Annotated in this window: 14 protein-coding genes and 3 pseudogenes; 8 read left to right on the top strand and 9 right to left on the bottom strand. The window is 47.1% G+C overall.

Going from position 1 to position 18,026, the window contains the following annotated elements; genetic code table 11:
* Positions 1 to 147: 147 nt before the first annotated feature.
* From lsrA to HPC37_RS01765, 7 genes and pseudogenes are all read left to right on the top strand, one after another.
* Positions 148 to 1,654: pseudogene (lsrA, locus tag HPC37_RS01795) on the top strand (autoinducer 2 ABC transporter ATP-binding protein LsrA).
* A gap of 5 nt (positions 1,655 to 1,659) precedes the next feature.
* Positions 1,660 to 2,640 (top strand): autoinducer 2 ABC transporter permease LsrC, encoded by a 981-nt coding sequence (gene lsrC / locus HPC37_RS01790; RefSeq protein WP_208121535.1) that lies wholly within the window; start codon positions 1,660 to 1,662, stop codon positions 2,638 to 2,640.
* A gap of 21 nt (positions 2,641 to 2,661) precedes the next feature.
* Positions 2,662 to 3,652: pseudogene (gene lsrD, locus HPC37_RS01785) on the top strand (autoinducer 2 ABC transporter permease LsrD).
* 25 nt (positions 3,653 to 3,677) lie between these two features.
* On the top strand, positions 3,678 to 4,703 hold the full coding sequence (gene lsrB, locus HPC37_RS01780; RefSeq protein ID WP_208121534.1) for an autoinducer 2 ABC transporter substrate-binding protein LsrB: 1,026 nt from the start codon (positions 3,678 to 3,680) through the stop codon (positions 4,701 to 4,703).
* An 18-nt stretch (positions 4,704 to 4,721) separates the two neighbouring features.
* Positions 4,722 to 5,600, top strand: a complete 879-nt coding sequence (lsrF, locus tag HPC37_RS01775; protein WP_208121533.1) for a 3-hydroxy-5-phosphonooxypentane-2,4-dione thiolase — start codon at positions 4,722 to 4,724, stop codon at positions 5,598 to 5,600.
* A 56-nt stretch (positions 5,601 to 5,656) separates the two neighbouring features.
* Positions 5,657 to 5,962 (top strand): (4S)-4-hydroxy-5-phosphonooxypentane-2,3-dione isomerase, encoded by a 306-nt coding sequence (gene lsrG, locus HPC37_RS01770; protein ID WP_208121532.1) that lies wholly within the window; start codon positions 5,657 to 5,659, stop codon positions 5,960 to 5,962.
* The gene (locus HPC37_RS01765; protein ID WP_208121531.1) at positions 5,959 to 6,660 is read left to right on the top strand and encodes a beta/alpha barrel domain-containing protein; all 702 of its coding nucleotides are present in this window, start codon (positions 5,959 to 5,961) and stop codon (positions 6,658 to 6,660) included. The genes lsrG and HPC37_RS01765 overlap by 4 nt, the downstream gene beginning before the upstream one ends.
* A gap of 29 nt (positions 6,661 to 6,689) precedes the next feature.
* Here HPC37_RS01765 and HPC37_RS01760 read toward each other — a convergent pair whose 3' ends face one another.
* From HPC37_RS01760 to murJ, 6 genes are all read right to left on the bottom strand, one after another.
* A complete protein-coding gene (locus HPC37_RS01760; protein WP_208121530.1) occupies positions 6,690 to 7,043 on the bottom strand; it encodes a ComEA family DNA-binding protein in 354 nt (117 codons plus the stop codon).
* A gap of 118 nt (positions 7,044 to 7,161) precedes the next feature.
* Positions 7,162 to 8,106 (bottom strand): 4-hydroxy-3-methylbut-2-enyl diphosphate reductase, encoded by a 945-nt coding sequence (gene ispH, locus HPC37_RS01755; RefSeq protein ID WP_208121529.1) that lies wholly within the window; start codon positions 8,104 to 8,106, stop codon positions 7,162 to 7,164.
* Positions 8,103 to 8,603: a signal peptidase II gene (lspA, locus tag HPC37_RS01750; RefSeq protein ID WP_208121528.1), complete on the bottom strand. Its 501-nt coding sequence runs from the start codon at positions 8,601 to 8,603 to the stop codon at positions 8,103 to 8,105. Before lspA ends, ispH begins: the two co-directional genes overlap by 4 nt.
* Positions 8,604 to 8,646: 43 nt before the next feature.
* Positions 8,647 to 11,451, bottom strand: a complete 2,805-nt coding sequence (gene ileS, locus HPC37_RS01745) for an isoleucine--tRNA ligase (RefSeq protein WP_208121527.1) — start codon at positions 11,449 to 11,451, stop codon at positions 8,647 to 8,649.
* Between the two features lie 50 nt (positions 11,452 to 11,501).
* On the bottom strand, positions 11,502 to 12,482 hold the full coding sequence (gene ribF, locus HPC37_RS01740; protein WP_208121526.1) for a bifunctional riboflavin kinase/FAD synthetase: 981 nt from the start codon (positions 12,480 to 12,482) through the stop codon (positions 11,502 to 11,504).
* A gap of 72 nt (positions 12,483 to 12,554) precedes the next feature.
* Positions 12,555 to 14,126, bottom strand: a complete 1,572-nt coding sequence (gene murJ / locus HPC37_RS01735; RefSeq protein WP_208121525.1) for a murein biosynthesis integral membrane protein MurJ — start codon at positions 14,124 to 14,126, stop codon at positions 12,555 to 12,557.
* A 283-nt stretch (positions 14,127 to 14,409) separates the two neighbouring features.
* Here murJ and rpsT point away from each other — a divergent pair, with 283 nt between their 5' ends.
* Entirely contained in the window at positions 14,410 to 14,676 is a 267-nt protein-coding gene (gene rpsT, locus HPC37_RS01730; protein ID WP_208120365.1) for a 30S ribosomal protein S20, read from the top strand.
* A gap of 86 nt (positions 14,677 to 14,762) precedes the next feature.
* Here the strand turns inward: rpsT and HPC37_RS01725 are convergent.
* The 3 genes and pseudogenes from HPC37_RS01725 to HPC37_RS01715 form a co-directional block, all read right to left on the bottom strand.
* A pseudogene (locus HPC37_RS01725) lies at positions 14,763 to 16,765 on the bottom strand (TonB-dependent receptor plug domain-containing protein).
* Positions 16,740 to 17,246 (bottom strand): hypothetical protein, encoded by a 507-nt coding sequence (locus HPC37_RS01720; RefSeq protein ID WP_208121524.1) that lies wholly within the window; start codon positions 17,244 to 17,246, stop codon positions 16,740 to 16,742. Before HPC37_RS01720 ends, HPC37_RS01725 begins: the two are co-directional and overlap by 26 nt.
* A 77-nt stretch (positions 17,247 to 17,323) precedes the next feature.
* On the bottom strand, positions 17,324 to 17,977 hold the full coding sequence (locus tag HPC37_RS01715; RefSeq protein ID WP_208121523.1) for a YtjB family periplasmic protein: 654 nt from the start codon (positions 17,975 to 17,977) through the stop codon (positions 17,324 to 17,326).
* Positions 17,978 to 18,026 lie beyond the last annotated feature (49 nt).

Below are 18,026 nucleotides of genomic sequence, written 5' to 3'. Positions count from 1 at the left end.
TGTGATTTACTTCGCAAATTATGATTTATAAGTGATCTATAGAGTTTGTTTTGAAGATTTTGTGATCTTTATCACAGAATAATACTTTTTTTATGATATCTTTTTGAACATATGAATTTTAATAAATTTTTTGTTCAGTGGTGATATATGACTAATACATTCGAACCAACGACACTGCTTAGTGTGAAAGGTATGAGCAAATCATTTTCTGGCGTAAGTGTATTAAAAGATATTGATTTTGCGCTTCTAGCTGGGAAAGTGCATGCTTTACTCGGTGGTAATGGTGCGGGTAAGTCCACACTGATGAAAATTATTGCTGGCATCGAAGTACCTGATAATGGTGAAATAAAAGTTAATGATGCCATACAAAGTCATTTAACACCTCATAAAGCGCACGCTTTGGGAATCTATCTCGTCCCGCAAGAACCATTGTTATTTCCAAACTTGAGTGTTCAAGAAAACATTTTATTTGGGCTTGAACAGCATAAAAATAATCTAAATAAGCTCGATAGTTTATTGACTGAGCTCAATTGTCATCTCCCTCTTGAATCTCAAGCGGGTTTACTTGAAGTCGCTGACCAACAACTTGTCGAGATTATGCGCGGTTTGATGAGAGATGCAAAAATTCTGATTTTAGATGAGCCGACAGCCTCGTTAACACCCGTTGAAACAGAAAATCTATTCAAACAGATTCAAAAGCTGCTAGCCAAAGGTGTTGGCATTGTTTTCATTTCTCACAAATTACCAGAAGTTTATAAAATTGCTGATGAAATTAGTGTAATGCGCGATGGCTATATTGCCTTACATGGTAAAACACAGGAGTTAGATAAGAATGATGTCATTGAAGCGATTACTCCAGGTTCCAAAAATACAAAACTCAGTGATTCACAAAAACTTTGGCTAGAGCTGCCAGGGCATAACCGTATAAAAGATAAATCAAAACCTGTTTTGACCCTTGATAATCTCCGAGGGGAAGGCTTCAAAGAAATTAGTTTTGATATCTTTCCAGGTGAGATTTTGGGGTTGGCAGGTGTAGTCGGTGCAGGACGAACTGAACTTGCAGAAACAATTTATGGGCTTCGTCATGCTAAGGAGGTAAAATTTTATTCTCGATCAAGTTATCAATACGTTATCTATTCGAGATCGTTTAGATCAAGGCATTGTTTATTTACCCGAGGATAGACAAGCATCAGGGCTTTATTTAGATGCTCCTTTGTCATGGAATACAAATGGTTTGACCTATAACAAAATGGGATTATTTATCAACAGTGCGAAAGAAAATGCCATCTTTGAGCGTTATCAGCGTGCTATCGGGATTAAATTCAATAGCCCAGATCAACCAGTACGGACGCTTTCTGGTGGTAATCAACAAAAAATTCTGATTGCGAAATGTTTAGAAGCTAATCCCGCATTGTTAATCGTTGATGAACCAACGCGAGGTGTTGATGTTGGTGCAAGGGCTGACATTTATCAATTGATCAAAAATATAGCAAAACAAAATGTTGCTGTGTTGTTTATTTCTTCAGATTTAGAAGAAATTGAACTTATGTCTGATAGGGTTATTGTTATGCATGATGGTCAAACAAGTCCAGCGTTAATTGGTGATCAAATTTCAACCGATCGAATTATGCAAATGGCATTTAGTGGAGAGTAGTCATTATGTGGAAATTTATTCAAAGAAATCGAGAGCTAACAATCCTTTTTGCCATTATGCTGATGTTCATTTTTCTGTTTCTATCGGCTGGGGATGGTTTTAGTCTACAAACAATCACAATGATTTTTAGCTCTTCACAAATTGTCATTTTATTGGCGATTGGAGCAACTTTTGTCATCCTAACGCGAAATATTGATGTTTCTGTTGGCTCTATTATGGGCTTAAGTGCGGTGATCATGGGCAGTATGTTAAATGCAGGATACAGCTTCACACTGTCTTTGGCCGGTACAGTTGGCATAGGGCTATTAGCAGGGCTAATTAATGGCATTTTGGTGACAAATCTACGTATACCAGCGATTGTTGCAACATTAGGAACACTCGGTTTATATCGGGGAATTATGCTGCTTATTACAGGTGGTAAATGGATTGAAGGTTTGCCGCAGTCGTTAAAATCATTATCTGAACCGCACTTTATTAATATATCTATTATTGGGTTGTCTATTATTTTATTGATATGTGTTAGTTACTTCTTTTTATCCAAGATGCGTCTGGGGCGCCAGTTTTATGCGGTTGGAGATAATTTACAAGGTGCGTTGCAGCTAGGTGTTCATGTTAATTATATTCGTATTTCTGCATTTATGATTAATGGATTGATGGCTTCTTTGGCGGGTATTGTATTTGCATCGCAAATTGGTTTTGTACCTAATTCAACAGGAAATGGCCTTGAGATGAAAGCAATTGCAGCTTGTGTCTTAGGTGGAATAAGCTTGCTCGGTGGCTCAGGGAACATTTTGGGTGCGATTTTAGGTGCTTATTTCTTAATACAAATAGATACAGTATTAGTGCTTTTAAAAGTCCCAGCATATTGGAATAACTTCATTGCAGGTATTGTGTTACTTGCTGTCCTAGTGTTTGATGGTCGTATTCGTGTGATGATAGCAAAAAGTATCAAAACACAAAAATATCTCCGATTCCTAAAAGATTAAAGTGCGGTCAAGAGGTGAAAAATGAGTATTATTAAGAAATATTCTTGGGAGATAACTCTGCTGTGTTTGCTTATTGTAGAGATATTAGGTTTTGGTGCCTTCAATCCAAGAATGCTTGACATTAATGTATTGCTTTATAGCACAAGTGATTTTATTTATATTGGCATGCTTGCACTACCACTAACACTGATTATTGTAAGCGGGGGGGATTGATATCTCATTTGGCTCTACTGTCGGTCTGTGTGCAATATTTCTTGGCGTTTTATTTAAACTCGATATTTCATTGTCTATCGCAATACCACTGACGTTTCTGTTGGGTGCTTTTTGCGGATTATTTAATGCCTTATTGATTATTTATACCAAAGTTAATCCATTAGTTATCACACTTGGTACGATGTATTTATATGGCGGTGGCGCTTTGTTGATGTCTGGATTTGCAGGCGCGACAGGTTATGAGGGTATAGGAGGCTTTCCTGATTATTTGCTTGAGTTTGCTAATCAAACTTTATGGATCATTCCAATGCCGATAATCTATTTTGTGATAATGACCATACTCTTTTGGTTACTCATGCACAAAACAACAATTGGCCGTAATACATTTTTAGTCGGGCAGAGTGAACGTACCGCACGCTACAGTGCAGTCCCAGTTAACAAAACATTGTTTATCATTTATTGCTCTCTAGGTGTGGTTGCCGCTTTTGTGGGTATTCTATTAGTCTCATATTTTGGTTCCGCACGTTCCGATTTAGGTAGTTCGTTATTAATGCCTGTCATCACAGCAGTTGTGTTAGGTGGTGCCAATATTTATGGTGGTGCAGGTTCAGTTATCGGGACAGCAATTGCTGCTATTCTGATCGGTTATTTGCAACAAGGATTACAAATGGTTGGTGTACCAAATGAAATTTCGAGTGCTTTATCCGGTGCACTTTTGATCATTGTATTAATTGGCAAATCATTGAGTTTATATTCGAGTTCAATATTTGCTTGGTTTAGTCGTAAATGTTCACATTAGCATTTTACACAGAAGGAGAAAGACCATGAAAAAGCCACTTATTAAAACTACTGCTTTAGCTGTCGCATTAGGTTTGGGAGTAACTCTCAGCACGGTAGCATCAGCCAAGGACAGAATTGCATTTATTCCTAAATTGGTCGGTGTAGGTTATTTCACTAGCGGTGGCCAGGGTGCAGAAGCAATGGGTAAAGAGCTTGGCGTTGATGTAACCTATGATGGCCCGACAGAACCAAGTGTATCAAATCAAGTACAATTGATTAATAACTTTGTTAACCAAGGATATAACTCTATTGTTGTAGCTGCTGTATCGCCTGATGGTTTATGTTCTACTCTTAAACGTGCGATGAAACGCGGCGTTAAAGTACTCACTTGGGATTCTGATACTAATCCAGAATGTCGTAGTTATTATATTAATCAGGGAACACCAACACAGTTAGGAGCGATGCTTGTTGAGATGGCATCATCACAGATTGATAAGCCAAAAGCTAAAGTTGCTTTCTTCTATTCTAGTCCGACAGTAACTGACCAAAACCAATGGGTCAACGTTGCTAAAGAAAAGATTCAAAAAGAACATCCAGAATGGGAGATTGTGACCACCCAATTTGGTTATAATGATGCAATCAAATCATTGCAAACAGCTGAGGGTATCTTAAAAGCCTATCCAGATCTCGATGCAATTATCGCGCCTGATGCCAATGCATTGCCAGCTGCAGCACAAGCTGCAGAAAACTTGAAACGCCAAGGCGTTGTTATTGTTGGATTTAGTACCCCAAATGTTATGCGACCTTACGTTAAACGCGGTACCGTGAAACAATTCGGGCTATGGGATGTTGTTAAGCAAGGTAAATTATCAATCGCTATCGCCAATGATATGCTTAAAGGCAAAAAATTTAAGATTGGTGACAAGCTAGATGTGCCAAATGTAGGTGAAGTTGAAATTTCACCAAATAGTGTACAAGGTTATGATTATGAAGCTGATGATAATGGTATTATTGTTTTACCAGAGCGTGTAGTCTTCACTAAAGATAATATTGATGATTACAATTTTTAATCAAAATGGAGAGTATAAATGGCTGATTTAGATGATATTCGTGATGGCAAAGACTTCGGATTAGACAGACCTCAAAAAAATGATACTTTTTACATGAAAGGTTTGGGATCATTAGATTGGGGAATGCAATCACGCTTAGCGAATATATTTAATCCGAAATCGGGCAAGACAGTAATGTTGGCCTTTGATCATGGTTATTTTCAAGGGCCAACAACTGGCCTCGAGCGAATTGATCTCAATATTGCCCCATTATTTGAATACACAGATGTATTGATGTGTACAAGAGGAATTCTGCGTAGTATTGTGCCACCTAAAACACGGAAACCTGTTGTACTAAGAGCATCTGGAGCAAATTCAATTTTAACAGAGTTGTCCAATGAGGCAGTTGCTGTTGGTGTTGAAGATGCGTTGAGATTGAATGTATCTGCAATGGCTGCTCAGGTTTATATTGGTTCTGAATACGAGCACCAATCAATCAAAAATATTATTAAGTTGATTGATGATGGTATGCGTTTTGGTATGCCAACAATGGCTGTGACAGGTGTTGGTAAGGATATGGCGCGAGATCAACGCTATTTTTCACTTGCAACTCGTATTGCCGCTGAAATGGGTGCGCATGTTATTAAAACCTATTTCGTTGAGCAAGGGTTTGAACGTATTACGGCAGGATGTCCTGTACCTATTGTGATTGCGGGTGGCAAAAAGCTTCCAGAAAAAGAAGCTTTAGAAATGTGCTATAAAGCAATTGATCAAGGTGCAGCGGGTGTTGACATGGGACGTAATATTTTCCAATCAGACGCACCAATTGCTATGCTTAAAGCTGTGAATGCCGTTGTACATGACAATGAAACAGCAGAAAAAGCTTATCAACTCTATTTAGATTTGAAATCTAATTAATTATCTATGGAGATAATAGTTTCTATTATCTCCATTTTTTAACGGAGATAAAATCTATGTTTGCAATGTTAGTGGAAATTAATATTAAAGAGGGAAAAGAAGAGGAGTTTTTAGAAGTTTTTTCTCGAAATCATTATGGAACACGTAATGAGAAGGGTAATGTACGTTTTGATGTGTTGCGAGATCCTGATGTCCCAACTCGTTTCTATGCCTATGAAGTATATCAAAACGAGCAAGCTTTGGAGGAACATCGCACTACAGAGCATTATAAACGTTGCGTAAAGGAACTCGAGCCACTTATGTCTAAGCCAAGAAGCAAAAAAATCTTTAATTGGCTTTTACCTAAGTTGGATGAATTATGATGGATAAATCTGATTTTATTCAAAATATAAAGGCTGAAAAAATCAGTGCTGGAATAATTTCTTCAGATTGGCTGGGTTTTGAAGTTACTTTGTCATTATTAAAGCAGTTTAATATAAACCTTCTACATTTTGATATAGCCGATGGCAGTTTTTCACCTCTCTTCACAGTAGGGCCTATGGCGGTGTCAAAGTTTCCTGGTGGCTTTTTTAAAGATGTGCACTTATTGACAGCTAATCAGTGTGACATTGAATTAATAACCCAGTGTATTAAATCAGGTGCAAATGTTGTTACATTGCAATTAGAAGCATCTGACAATTTATTGAAATCACTACAATGGTTATCCCAGCAATATTTGCCTGAACAACAAGTTTTATCAGGGCTCAGTTTGTGTCCTGAAACATCACTTGAAACGTTACAAGATTATTTGCAGTATGTTGATGTTATTCAATTGTTGACGCTCGATCCTAGAACAGGAGATAAAGCATCAATTGATTATACAGTTGAACGAATTAAACAGCTGCATAAACTTCTTGGCGATGAGCGTGAACGTAAAATTATTAGCATAGATGGCTCCATGACATTAGACATGGCAAAAGTGTTTTGTCAGTATGATATTGATTGGATTGTCAGTGGCAGCGCATTGTTTGGTGGTGCGAATCTTTCACAAACCCTTACACACTGGAGTGAAATCCCATAGCGGAAAAATTTGCCGCTATGGGAATAGCATCACAACGCCAAGACGTGGCGGTTTTTGTCGACGGTGGCTTTGCCGATGCCTTTGACGTCTTCAAGTTGGTCGATGCTGATGAAGTTGCCGTTTTGTTCGCGGTATTCCACAATGGCTTGCGCTTTTTTAGCACCGATGCCTGACAGCGCTTGTTGTAGCTCGGTTGCGCTGGCGCTGTTGAGGTGCACTTTTTGGCTGGTGGCTTGCTCGGTTGTGGCTTTTGCTTGTGTTTGCACTTGGGCTGGCTGCGCGGTAGGTTCTTTGGTGCTGTCTTTGGCGTGTGCATTTGGCAGGAATGCACCTGAGAGTAAAACACAAAGTGCGGTCAAAACGGGGGATAGTTTTTTCAACATAAATCTTCCTTTTATTTTAAACAAAAAAATGACGCCGGTTGCCCGACGCCATTAGTGTGTGAAAATGAAAGGAAAATTGCCAAGCCTTTGGTAGCGTTTTTCGACCGCGATCGAAAAATTACTCGACTGCTTTGATGCGCAACTCTTTTGGCACCTCAAATACGGTGTTTTCTTCGCAGCCTTCGAGGTTTTCCACCTCGCTGGCGCCGAGTGCTTGCAAGCGGCTGACGACTGATTGCACTAGCACTTCAGGGGCGGAGGCGCCAGCGGTGATGCCGATGGTGTCTACGCCTTCAAGCCAAGCGGGGTCAATGTCGGCGGCGTCATCAATTAATTTCGACGGCACGCCCATGCGTGAGGCGAGCTCCGCTAAGCGGTTGGAATTAGACGAATTTTTAGAGCCGACCACAATCACCAAGTCAGACTGCTTCGCCAGCTCTGCCACGGCGTTTTGGCGGTTAGTGGTGGCGTAGCAAATGTCGTTTTTGCGCGGGCCTTGAATGCTCGGGAATTGCTGTTTGAGCTCGTCGATAATGCCGCTGGTGTCGTTGATCGACAGCGTGGTTTGGGTCATAAAGGTCAAATTATCGTCGTCGCTGACAGGCAAGTTGGCCACATCGTCAATCGATTCCACCAAGTAGATGCCGCCTTCGGGGTTGTCGTATTGCCCCATGGTGCCCTCTACCTCGGGGTGGCCTTGGTGGCCAATCAAGATGGCTTTGGTGCCTTTGCGGCTGGCGCGCGCCACTTGCATGTGGACTTTTGTCACCAGCGGGCAGGTGGCGTCGAAGACTTTCAAATCGCGCTGTTTCGCCTCTTGGCGCACTTGTTGCGACACGCCGTGGGCGGAGAAAATCACAATCGCACCGTCGGGCACTTCGTCGAGCTCTTCCACAAACACGGCGCCGCGTTGTTTCAAGCCTTCAACCACAAAGCGGTTGTGCACCACCTCGTGGCGGACATAAATAGGCGGTTTGTGGATTTCAAGGGCGAGCTCCACAATGCTGATGGCGCGGTCAACGCCGGCGCAAAAGCCGCGCGGGTTGGCGAGTAGAATTTTCATGCAGCTCCTTGTTTGCTTTTCGGCTCGGGGTGTTTGAAGTGATCTAAAATCAACATTGCCGCGCCTAAGGTGACGGCAATATCCGCCACGTTGAACACAGGGTAGTGATAAATATCCCAATACACGTCAAAAAAATCGACCACAAAGCCGTGGTAGCTGCGATCGATCATATTGCCCAGCGCACCGCCAATAATGCTGGCATAGCCACAATTAGCTAAAGTGCGGTTGGCTGGCGTGCGGGCGAGCCAATAGACCAAAATGGCTGAGATGATGAGCGCAATGGCGATGAAAAAGTATTTCTGCCAGCCGCTGTGGTCGGATAAAAAGCTAAACGCCGCGCCGTAGTTGCGCACATAAGTGAGGTTAAACACCGGCAGCAGCTGCACACTTTCGTGCAGCTCAAACGTGCGGGTGACGAGAAATTTTGAGCCAAGATCCAGCACTATAATCAGTGCGCTCAGCCAAAGAAAGCGAAGTCCGTTTTGGGTTTTTGTCATAAGCGTCCCAAAAGGGGCGTGCGCCCCTTATCGTTAAGCAACATTAGGCAAATTGGCGTGTTTCGCCTTCGCCTGCCACGTTTTCAACACAGCGTGCGCACAGCTGCGGGTGTAAGGCATTTTGCCCGATGGTGTCGGAATAGTGCCAGCAGCGTGGGCATTTTTCTGCACTTGAGCGGGTCACTTTCACCGCCAAACCGCGCAGCTCACCTTCATCAACATCGGCCTCAACAAGCGGTTTGACTTGCGCTTTGGAGGTGATCAACACAAAGCGCAGCTCATCACCGAGTTGCTCAAGCAGTGGGCGCAGCTCGTCGTTGGCGTACACGGTCACCTCCGCCTCAAGGGCTGAGCCGATGGCTTTGTCGTTACGCGCTTGTTCGAGCACGCGGTTGACTTCAGCGCGCACGGTCAAAATTTGCTGCCAGTAGGCATCGTTCATGGTTTGCGCGTCATCGAGAGCGAATAAGCCGTCGTAGAACTCTTCAGTGAAGACAAACTCGCCACGCTCGCCAGGCAGGTGCTGCCACACTTCATCCGCAGTGAACGAGAGAATCGGTGCAATCCAGCGCACAGCCGCTTCCGCGATATGATAAAGTGCGGTTTGGCAGCTGCGGCGCGCGAGGCTGTCGGCCTTGGTGGTGTATTGACGGTCTTTGATGATATCGAGATAAAACGAACCCATCTCGATCGAGAAAAAGCGCATCAAGCGTTGCACCACCTGGTGGAACTGATAGTTGTCATAGCTGTTTTTGATTTCTTCTTGCGCTTGCCATGCACAGTCCACCGCCCAGCGGTCAAGGGAGATCATCTCTTCTTTGGCCACACTGTCGCGCGCTGGGTCAAAGCCATTGAGGTTGGCGAGCAAAAAGCGCATGGTGTTGCGAATGCGGCGGTAGCTGTCGGCGGCGCGTTTTAAAATTTCGTCAGAAACGGTCATTTCACCGGTGTAATCGGTGGAGGCCACCCACAAGCGCAGGATGTCGCCGCCGAATTTGTCCATCACCTCTTGTGGCGTGACGATGTTGCCGATGGATTTCGACATTTTGCGCCCTTGGCCGTCCACGGTGAAGCCGTGGGTGAGCACTTGGGTGTAAGGCGCTTTGTTGTCGGTGGCGGTAGAGAGCATCAACGATGACATAAACCAGCCGCGATGTTGGTCAGAGCCTTCAAGGTACATATCCGCAGGGCGGCCGGCAAACTCTGGGCGGTTGGCCACCACGGAGGAGTAGGTTGAGCCGGAGTCAAACCACACGTCTAAGGTGTCTTGCACTTTGTGGTAATGGGCGCTGTCGTCGCCGAGTAAGTCTTTGGCGTCGAGATCCCACCAGGCTTGAATGCCGTCTTTTTCAACGCGCTTGGCCACGGCTTCAATAAATTCGTCTGTGCGCGGGTGGAGCTGCTCGGTTTCGTTGTGGATAAACAACGGAATCGGCACACCCCAAGTGCGCTGGCGCGAGATACACCAGTCTGGGCGGTTGGCCACCATCATTTCAATGCGCGCTTGCCCCCAGTCTGGGATCCAGCGCACGCCCTTGATCTCTTCCAACGCTTTGGCGCGCAGGCCTTGGGTTTCCATGCCGATGAACCATTGCGGCGTGGCGCGGAAGATAATTGGCGTTTTGTGGCGCCAGCAGTGCGGGTAGCTGTGGCTGATGTTTTCCACTTTCAGCAACGCGCCCACTTCGTCGAGTTTTTCCACCACTTTAGGATTGGCGGCAAACACATCGAGGCCGGCGAAAAACTCGGCTTTGGCGTTGAATTTGCCGTCGTTGCCGATTAAGCCCGACATTGGTAAATCGTAGCGTTTGGCCACCACAAAGTCGTCTTGACCGTGGTCTGGCGCGGTGTGAACCAAGCCAGTACCGGCGTCATCGCCCACGTGCTCGCCCAAAATCACCGGCACGGTGTAGTCATAAAACGGGTGTTGAAATTCTAGCAGTTCTAAATCACGGCCTTTGACGGTGCCGAGTACTTGGTAATCAGCGGCGTTGATCGCCTTCATCACGCTGTCCACCAAATTGGTGGTGAGAATAAAGTAGCGACCCGCACTTTCAATTAATTGATAATCCAATTCGGGGTGAACGGCAATCGCGCGGTTAGACGGGATTGTCCACGGTGTGGTGGTCCAGATCACGGCTTGCACATTGCCATCGGCTTGCGCATTGAATTTGCTTAACACCGCACTTTTGTCCACCGCGTTGAAGGCAACATAAATAGATGGGGATTTTTTGTCGTAATATTCCACCTCGGCTTCCGCCAGCGCAGAGCCGCAGTCCAAACACCAATGCACGGGTTTGGAGCCTTTGTATAAATGCCCGTTGGCCACCGCTTTGCCTAAGGTGCGGATAATGTTTGCCTCGGTGTCAAAGTTCATGGTCAGATACGGGTGCTCCCAATCGCCGAGCACGCCTAGGCGGATGAAGTCTTTCTTTTGGCCTTCTACTTGCTCTTTGGCGTATTGGCGACACGCTTGGCGGAATTCCGCCGCGCTGACTTTGTCACCCGGCTTGCCAACCAAGCCTTCCACTTTCAGCTCAATTGGCAAGCCGTGGCAGTCCCAGCCTGGCACGTAGGGGCTGTCATAGCCGAGTGCGGTTTTGGATTTAATAATGATATCTTTTAAAATTTTGTTTACAGCGTGGCCAATGTGGATGGTGCCGTTGGCATACGGCGGGCCGTCGTGCAGGATAAAGCTTTTTTTGCCTTTGCGGCTGGCGCGGATTTTTTGATAGAGATTTTTATCATACCAGTTTTGGAGCATCTTCGGCTCACGTTTGGCCAAATCGCCGCGCATCGGGAAGTCAGTATGCGGCAAATTGAGCGTGTTTTTGTAGTCCGTTGTCATGTTGTTGTCCACTTAAAACAAAATTAAAAGAATAAAAGATAATCGGCTAGTTATAGCGTTTTTTTAGGCGTTATGCAAACATCTGACCGCACTTTGGCGCCTTTTTTATGAAAAAACGCCCTGGCGTTTTCGGCGTCTTGCCAAATTTGTTGTTTGAGTTGCTCGAGGGAGGCGAATTTGACTTCATCGCGCAATTTGTGATGAAAAATCACCTCAATGCTTTGGCCGTAAAGTTCGCCTGAAAAATCAAATAAATGCACCTCCAAGAGCGGGCGCGAGAGGCCATCAACGGTGGGGCGGTTGCCCACATTCGCCACACCAAAATAGCGCCCTTGGCGGGTGGCCACCTCAACGGCATAGACCCCTTGAATCGGGATGACTTTGCGGTTTAAAAATACATTCGCGGTCGGGAAGCCAATAGTGCGCCCGAGCTTTTTGCCGTGCACCACGCGCCCGTGCATGGCATAAGGCCGCCCAAGCATTTGCGCGGCGAGTGTGAGGTCATCTTCAGCAAGGGCTTGGCGGATGCGGGTGGAGCTGATGCGCGCGCAGCCTTGCAAAAAGCTCTCGTTGTCTTGCACCGCAAAGCCATAGTCAAGGCCTGCTTGCGCCAGTGTGGCAAAATCCCCCGCGCGCTGGGCGCCAAAGCGGAAATCATCGCCGATGATAAGCTGCTTAACATTAAGCCTGTCGATCAAAATCTCGCGGATAAATTGATCGGGTGTGAGGGCGGCAAAAGTGCGGTCAAAGCGCAGGCACAAGAGGTAGTCCACCGCCGTGGTTTGCAAAAACCGCACTTTGTCCCGCAGCCGCATGAGTCGTGCGGGCGTGCGCTCAAGGGGGGCGAAAAATTCATTCGGTTGCGGCTCAAATAACAACACCACCGCCGGCAGTGAGCGTGCGCGGGCGCTGGCACACAGTTGTGCCAAAATGGCTTGATGGCCGCGATGGCAGCCGTCAAAGTTGCCAATCGTCAGCACGCAGCCGTGTGAAAAGTGCGGTAGGTTGTATAAGCCACGAATCAGTTGCATGGAACGCCTAATGAGTTACAAATAGCGCCATTATAACCCATTCTTGCCAGGCGGTGAACGCAAACTTCGCCGCTAGCCGCCGCTGAGATCACGCCGCTTGATTTGCAACACTGCCAGCATCACAAAATAGGTCAGCACCGCCACCACAATCAGCCACGCCAGCCAATGCACGCGGGTGAAAAAGCTCATCGCCGACCACTGCGCCAGCGAGGGGCTGAAGTAATAGAGCGTGGCGCCCATGGTCAGCGCCGCAAGGGTGATTTTCAGCAAGAACACCGCACTTTGGCGTGAAAAGCGATACACATCGGCTTGATGCAGCCCGCGGTAGAGCAGTGTGGCGTTGAGCGTGGCCGACATCGCCGAGGCGATCGCCAGCCCCACATAACTGAACGGAATCGCCAGCAAATTAAAGCCCATATTGCTGACCATCGCGATGATCCCATAACGCACGGGGGTTTTGGTGTCTTGCCGTGCGTAGTAGCCATTGGCGAGGATTTTGATCAGCATAAAGCTCAACAGCCCCGCGTTGAAGGCCCAGAGTGAATAAGACGCTGCTTGCACGTCGCTTAGGGCAAATTCACCGCGCATAAACAGCACCATCAGCATGGGTTGTGCAAGCACGGCAATGCCGACCATCGCCGGCACCCCGAGCAGCAAAATCATGCGCACGCCCCAATCCATGGTGGCGCGAAAATCTTGCGCGGCGCGTGCGCTGTTGTCGGCACGGTTAACGTGGTGGCGCGAGAGCGTGGGCAAAATCACCGTTGAGATGGCAATGCCAAACAGCCCGAGTGGGAACTCAAGCAAACGGTCGGAGTAATACAGCCAGCTGATGGAACCTGTCATCAAGAAGCTAGCGATGAAGGTATCGAGCAGCAAGTTGATTTGGCTGACCGATACACCAAAAAGCGCGGGGATCATCAGCGTGCGGATTTTTTTCACGCCGGGGTCATTCCACGCCCATTTTGGTTTGACGAGCAAATTGGCCTGCTTTAAAAACGGGATTTGGAATAAAAACTGCAGCAAGCCGCCTAAAAAGATCCCGATCGCCAGCGCCGTGTCGGGGCTGTCAAAGTGCGGTGCGAGAAAAAGCGCACTGGCGATCATCGCGATATTGAGCAGCACGGGTGAAAAGGCCATCACGCCAAATTTGCCGATGGTGTTTAAAATCGCGCCCGAGAGCGCCACCAAGGTGATGAACCACAAATACGGGAAGGTGATGCGCAGCAAAAACGAGGCTTGCACATATTTTTCGCCATCCGCGCCGCCGTTGACCCAATCTAAAAACCAGCCGGTGCCGAAAATCGCCGCCACCACGGGCGAGCCAATCATGGCCACCGCCGTGACCACCGCCACCAGCCCGCCGAGGGTGCCGTTGACTTTGGCGATAAATTCTTGCGTTTGGGTTAAATCACCCTCTTTGCGGTATTCCGCCAGCACGGGGATAAATGCCTGAGAAAACGCGCCTTCAGCAAACAAGCGGCGCAAAAAGTTCGGGATTCGGTTGGCAAACAAGAAAACATCCGCCGTGGCGCCCGCGCCGATAATGTTGGCGATCACCACATCACGCACCAGCCCCAGCACCCGCGAGAGCAGGGTCATGACGCTGACCACCATGCCTGATTTTAAAAGTCCTTTGCTCAAAACAACATGCTCATTAAGTGTCAATAGGCTCATTGTATAGAAAATTTCGCTTTTCGCTATATTCTCGCGCAAAAAACTGTTAAAATACCACCCACATCGTCAAAATGGTAACCGCACACGCATGGCCAGGTTTTGAAGGTGATTTTCGGTTGTGTCTCACCGAACCAACATTGGCCCACGCCAATTTGAATAAATTCATTGACAAGCGCATAAAAAAAAGGCATAGTTTACGACCTTATTTTATGTCTTAATTTTTATTACAGAAATTCTTGGGAGTTTGACCTTGGCTAATATCAAGTCAGCTAAAAAACGTGCGATTCAATCTGAAAAACGCCGTCAACACAATGCAAGCCATCGCTCTATGATGCGCACTTATATCAAAAAAGTTTACGCTGCAGTAGAAGCGGGCGAAAAAGAAGCTGCGCAAGCCGCTTATCTTGAAATGCAAAAAGTTGTGGACAGAATGGCATCTAAAGGCTTAATCCACAAAAACAAAGCTGCAAACCACAAATCAAAATTAAGCGCTCAAATCAAAAAATTAGCCGCTTAATTTTTCCTAACGCAAAAACCGCACTTTTAAAGTGCGGTTTTTTTATGCCTAAAAAGCAAAAGTGCGGTCAAACCGCACTTTGTGTTTTAGAAGCTATAACGAACGTTTGAGAAGTAGAGGCGGCCCTCTTCAGGGTAGCCGGCGGCGTAGTAATAGTTTTTATCAAACAGATTGCTCACGCCGGCGTCCACGCTCAATTGCGGTGTCACGTTGTAGGTCAGCTTGGCGTTGGTCACCCCAAAGCCTGGCAATTTAACCAATTGTGCTTTCTTGCCAAAGCCGTCGGTGCTGTAGCGGCCGTGTTCAGCTTCTTGGCTGATGTAAAGCGAGGCGGCCGGCACAAAGCGCCAATCCACATACGCAAACACTTTGTGTTTTGGAATGTCGCGAATGATGAAGTCACGGTCGGTTTTGTTTTTCGCGCGGGTGTAGGTGTAGTTGGCACCGAGTGTCAGGTTGTCGCTGGCAAACACAGTGGCTGCCACTTCCACGCCGCTGAAGGTTTCTTCACCGTGATTTTGGTTTTGGCTCACTTTTTTGTCGACAGGAACAGATTCAATCGCATCTTTCACGCGTGAGTGGAACAGCGCGCCGTCGAGTTTCAGCCAATCACCGAAGGTGCGCATATAGCTCATTTCATAGTGATAGGCCGTTTCTGGCGATAAGAATGGGTTTGGCTCAAAGCGGCCAAAGCGACGAGAGTAGCGATCTTTCATCGTGGCAAAGCGAGTTTTCTTGGCAAAGCCTAAGGCAAACTCGTCGTGCTCGTCAAAGTTGTGCACCAGTTTTAATTGGTAGTTAAAGGCGTTTTTATCCCCCACTTCAAACGGGCAAATCACAGGCTGTTTGCCGTGGCCGTCACATTTTTGGAAGTTTTCCGCCCGTTGCGCTTCACGGCGGTCAAAGCTGATGCCCGCAATGATTTTGGTGTTTGGCATATAGCGATAGGTGTTTTCTAGCCCAAAACTGTAAGTGCGGTCTTTGTCTTTAGCAACGGGATCGCTGTCGTTGTGCTCGCGGTGAACGTCTTGTTTCAACAAGGCGGAGAATTTCAGCGCATTGTCGGCATTGAGGTTGCCGCCAAGCTCAAAGCCAGCCCCGTAAGAGTAGTCACGGTAGTAGCTGTCGCCGTTTTTCATCTTCGGTGTTTGGGTGGTGAAAGTGGCATCATCATAGCTTGACATTTTGTTGTCAAAGGTGTCGAAAAACGCCTTGGTGTTGAGATACATTTGATGCTGCTCAAATTGGGTGTGGGAGAGGAAGTAGACACTGTCTTTGTTCCATTGCGGCCAGCGCCAGTAGCGTTCCATATCTTTATTTTTGCCAGAGTAGAACGGCTGTTGTTTCAAGCCTTTTTGGGTCGAGAGCACAAGCGCGTATTCATCGCTGGCATTTGGGGTGTAGGCCAATTTCAGGCTGAGTTTTTTATCCCGTTGCACGGAGTTTTCCGCACGTCCGCCGTCGTCACCGTTCGGTTGTGTTTGGCGATAGCCTTTGGAGAGCTGCAAGCCTTGTTTTCAGAAAACGAACCGCTGAGCAAAGCATAGAATTTCTCTTGTTTGCTGCCGAGGTTGAAATACGGCTGGTTCACGCCGGTGCCACCGCTGCGGCCGTGGGCAAAGCGATAACCCACCGAGCCTTGCAATTCGCGCGTTGGTTTTTGCGACACCAAGTTGACCGCGCCACCTAAAGTGTTCGGGCCATAAAGCACGGAGCTGGCGCCTTTGGAAATATCAATTTGGGCGAGATCAAAGGTGGTGAAGCGGCCGATGTCCATGTTGCCGTCATACGGCACGTATACAGGGATGCCGTCGATAAACACCGGCACACGGCGGGCGTCAAAGCCGCGCACCAGCAGGTTTTGCTCATTGCGCGCGCCTTTGCGCTCAAGGCTGACGCCTGAGAGCATTTTCGCCACTTCGGCCACGTTGGTCACGTTGTTGCGTTGCAGGTCGTTTTGATCAACACGCACGGTGCTTAAATCGGTGGTTTTTTCGCCAACCACTTCAATTTGGCCGAGCTCAAACACTTGAGCGGCCGCCGGCAGGCAAGCTAGGCTGATGCTAGCGCACAACAGGGTCTTTTTCATACGCGTTTCCTTTTCGGTTAACAGAAAAACAGAGATAAAGTGCAATGGAGACAACGGAGAAAATCTTCTCATCGTTGGCTGGGAAGTTGTCACGCAGGCTTTTGTCAGCTGCGCGTAAGGTGATATTGGCCTCGCTTAAAGCGCTTTCCAATTGGGCAAACGCTAAATCGAGCTGCTCGGCGAGTGCAATGGGCGTGATGGGCTCACAGCTGGCGATCAAACGCTCAAGATTGCAAAAGCTCGGGTAGCGGCTTTTGAGCACCAGATCGCGAAATTGCGTGGTGATTTTCAACGCCTTGCTTTTGCGGCTGTGAATGTGCAGCAACAAGCTTGCCAGTAGCAGCACGGCAAAAGCCAAATGCACGCCGATAAGCCACGGCTGCCAGCGGAGATAAAGCGCCACACCACTGCCCACAATGCCCAGCAAGCCAAGTACCAGCGCGCACAGCAGGGCAAATTTATACACCACCTCAAATTTCATCCGCCACTCCAACACGTTATATAAATCATAACATAACGATTTATTATAAAACGAATTGGGGGATAAAGCAAAAACGGCTATTTTTTACGCCGACGATTAGCGTGAAAACGCTGCGCCGCACTTTTTAGTGGCGTGGTGCGCGCGCGAGGGCGGCGGTGCGTGATGATGTGGACTTTTTTATGCCAAAAGTGCAAGCTGCTGGCAAAAATTGCGCCGCATAAAAACACAATGATCAGCTGGGCATAAAGCTGATGGAACAAATTATTGAGCTTGGCCGACGGTGTTTGCGAATATTGCGTGTCAAAACTCACGCGTAAATAGCCCTGAATGCCACTGCTGTTGGTGATGGGCTCAACAATTTGCTGCTGGTTTGGGTCTTCTGCTTTCAGCCGCGCGCCGTCAAAAGGCGTGGCGCCGGCGCTGGCAAGAATTGCGCCATTGTGGGCATAAAGCGTGGCATCAAGGGCAAAATCTTGCTGGCAAAACTCCGCCAGGCTGGCGTTGAGCGTGGCTTGGCTGGCGGTGTTGGCCAGCAGCACGGAGAGCAAATTGGCCTGTTGGCGCACCAGTGCGTGAGAGAGGTGGGAGACTTGCGTGTTGCCCGAGAGTTGCGAGCCGAGCTTGAACTGCTTGAGGCCTAAAAACACCATCGACAAAATCAGCGCGCACAGCGCCATGATGCTGATAAACAGCGCCACTTTGCTCATTTTGGTTCGATTTAGGGTTAACATAGCGCCTCTTTTGCTGCTCGTGTTGATTTTGGGATTGTAACACGAAATT

It is taken from the genome of Spirabiliibacterium mucosae (assembly GCF_014884965.1).
GTDB classification, from domain to species: domain Bacteria; phylum Pseudomonadota; class Gammaproteobacteria; order Enterobacterales; family Pasteurellaceae; genus Spirabiliibacterium; species Spirabiliibacterium mucosae.
Note: the sequence above shows the minus strand (reverse complement) of the source record. Positions and strands in the feature narration are given on the sequence as shown.

Coding starts and splice junctions, on each gene's coding strand:
- lsrC (WP_208121535.1), top strand. CDS start 1,660: ATGTGGAAATTTATTCAAAGAAATCGAGAGCTAACAATCCTTTTTGCC.
- HPC37_RS01715 (WP_208121523.1), bottom strand. CDS start 17,977: ATGTTAACCCTAAATCGAACCAAAATGAGCAAAGTGGCGCTGTTTATC.
- ispH (WP_208121529.1), bottom strand. CDS start 8,106: ATGAAAATTCTACTCGCCAACCCGCGCGGCTTTTGCGCCGGCGTTGAC.
- HPC37_RS01765 (WP_208121531.1), top strand. CDS start 5,959: ATGATGGATAAATCTGATTTTATTCAAAATATAAAGGCTGAAAAAATC.
- lsrF (WP_208121533.1), top strand. CDS start 4,722: ATGGCTGATTTAGATGATATTCGTGATGGCAAAGACTTCGGATTAGAC.
- lspA (WP_208121528.1), bottom strand. CDS start 8,603: ATGACAAAAACCCAAAACGGACTTCGCTTTCTTTGGCTGAGCGCACTG.
- ileS (WP_208121527.1), bottom strand. CDS start 11,451: ATGACAACGGACTACAAAAACACGCTCAATTTGCCGCATACTGACTTC.
- HPC37_RS01760 (WP_208121530.1), bottom strand. CDS start 7,043: ATGTTGAAAAAACTATCCCCCGTTTTGACCGCACTTTGTGTTTTACTC.
- HPC37_RS01720 (WP_208121524.1), bottom strand. CDS start 17,246: ATGAAATTTGAGGTGGTGTATAAATTTGCCCTGCTGTGCGCGCTGGTA.
- ribF (WP_208121526.1), bottom strand. CDS start 12,482: ATGCAACTGATTCGTGGCTTATACAACCTACCGCACTTTTCACACGGC.
- lsrB (WP_208121534.1), top strand. CDS start 3,678: ATGAAAAAGCCACTTATTAAAACTACTGCTTTAGCTGTCGCATTAGGT.
- lsrG (WP_208121532.1), top strand. CDS start 5,657: ATGTTTGCAATGTTAGTGGAAATTAATATTAAAGAGGGAAAAGAAGAG.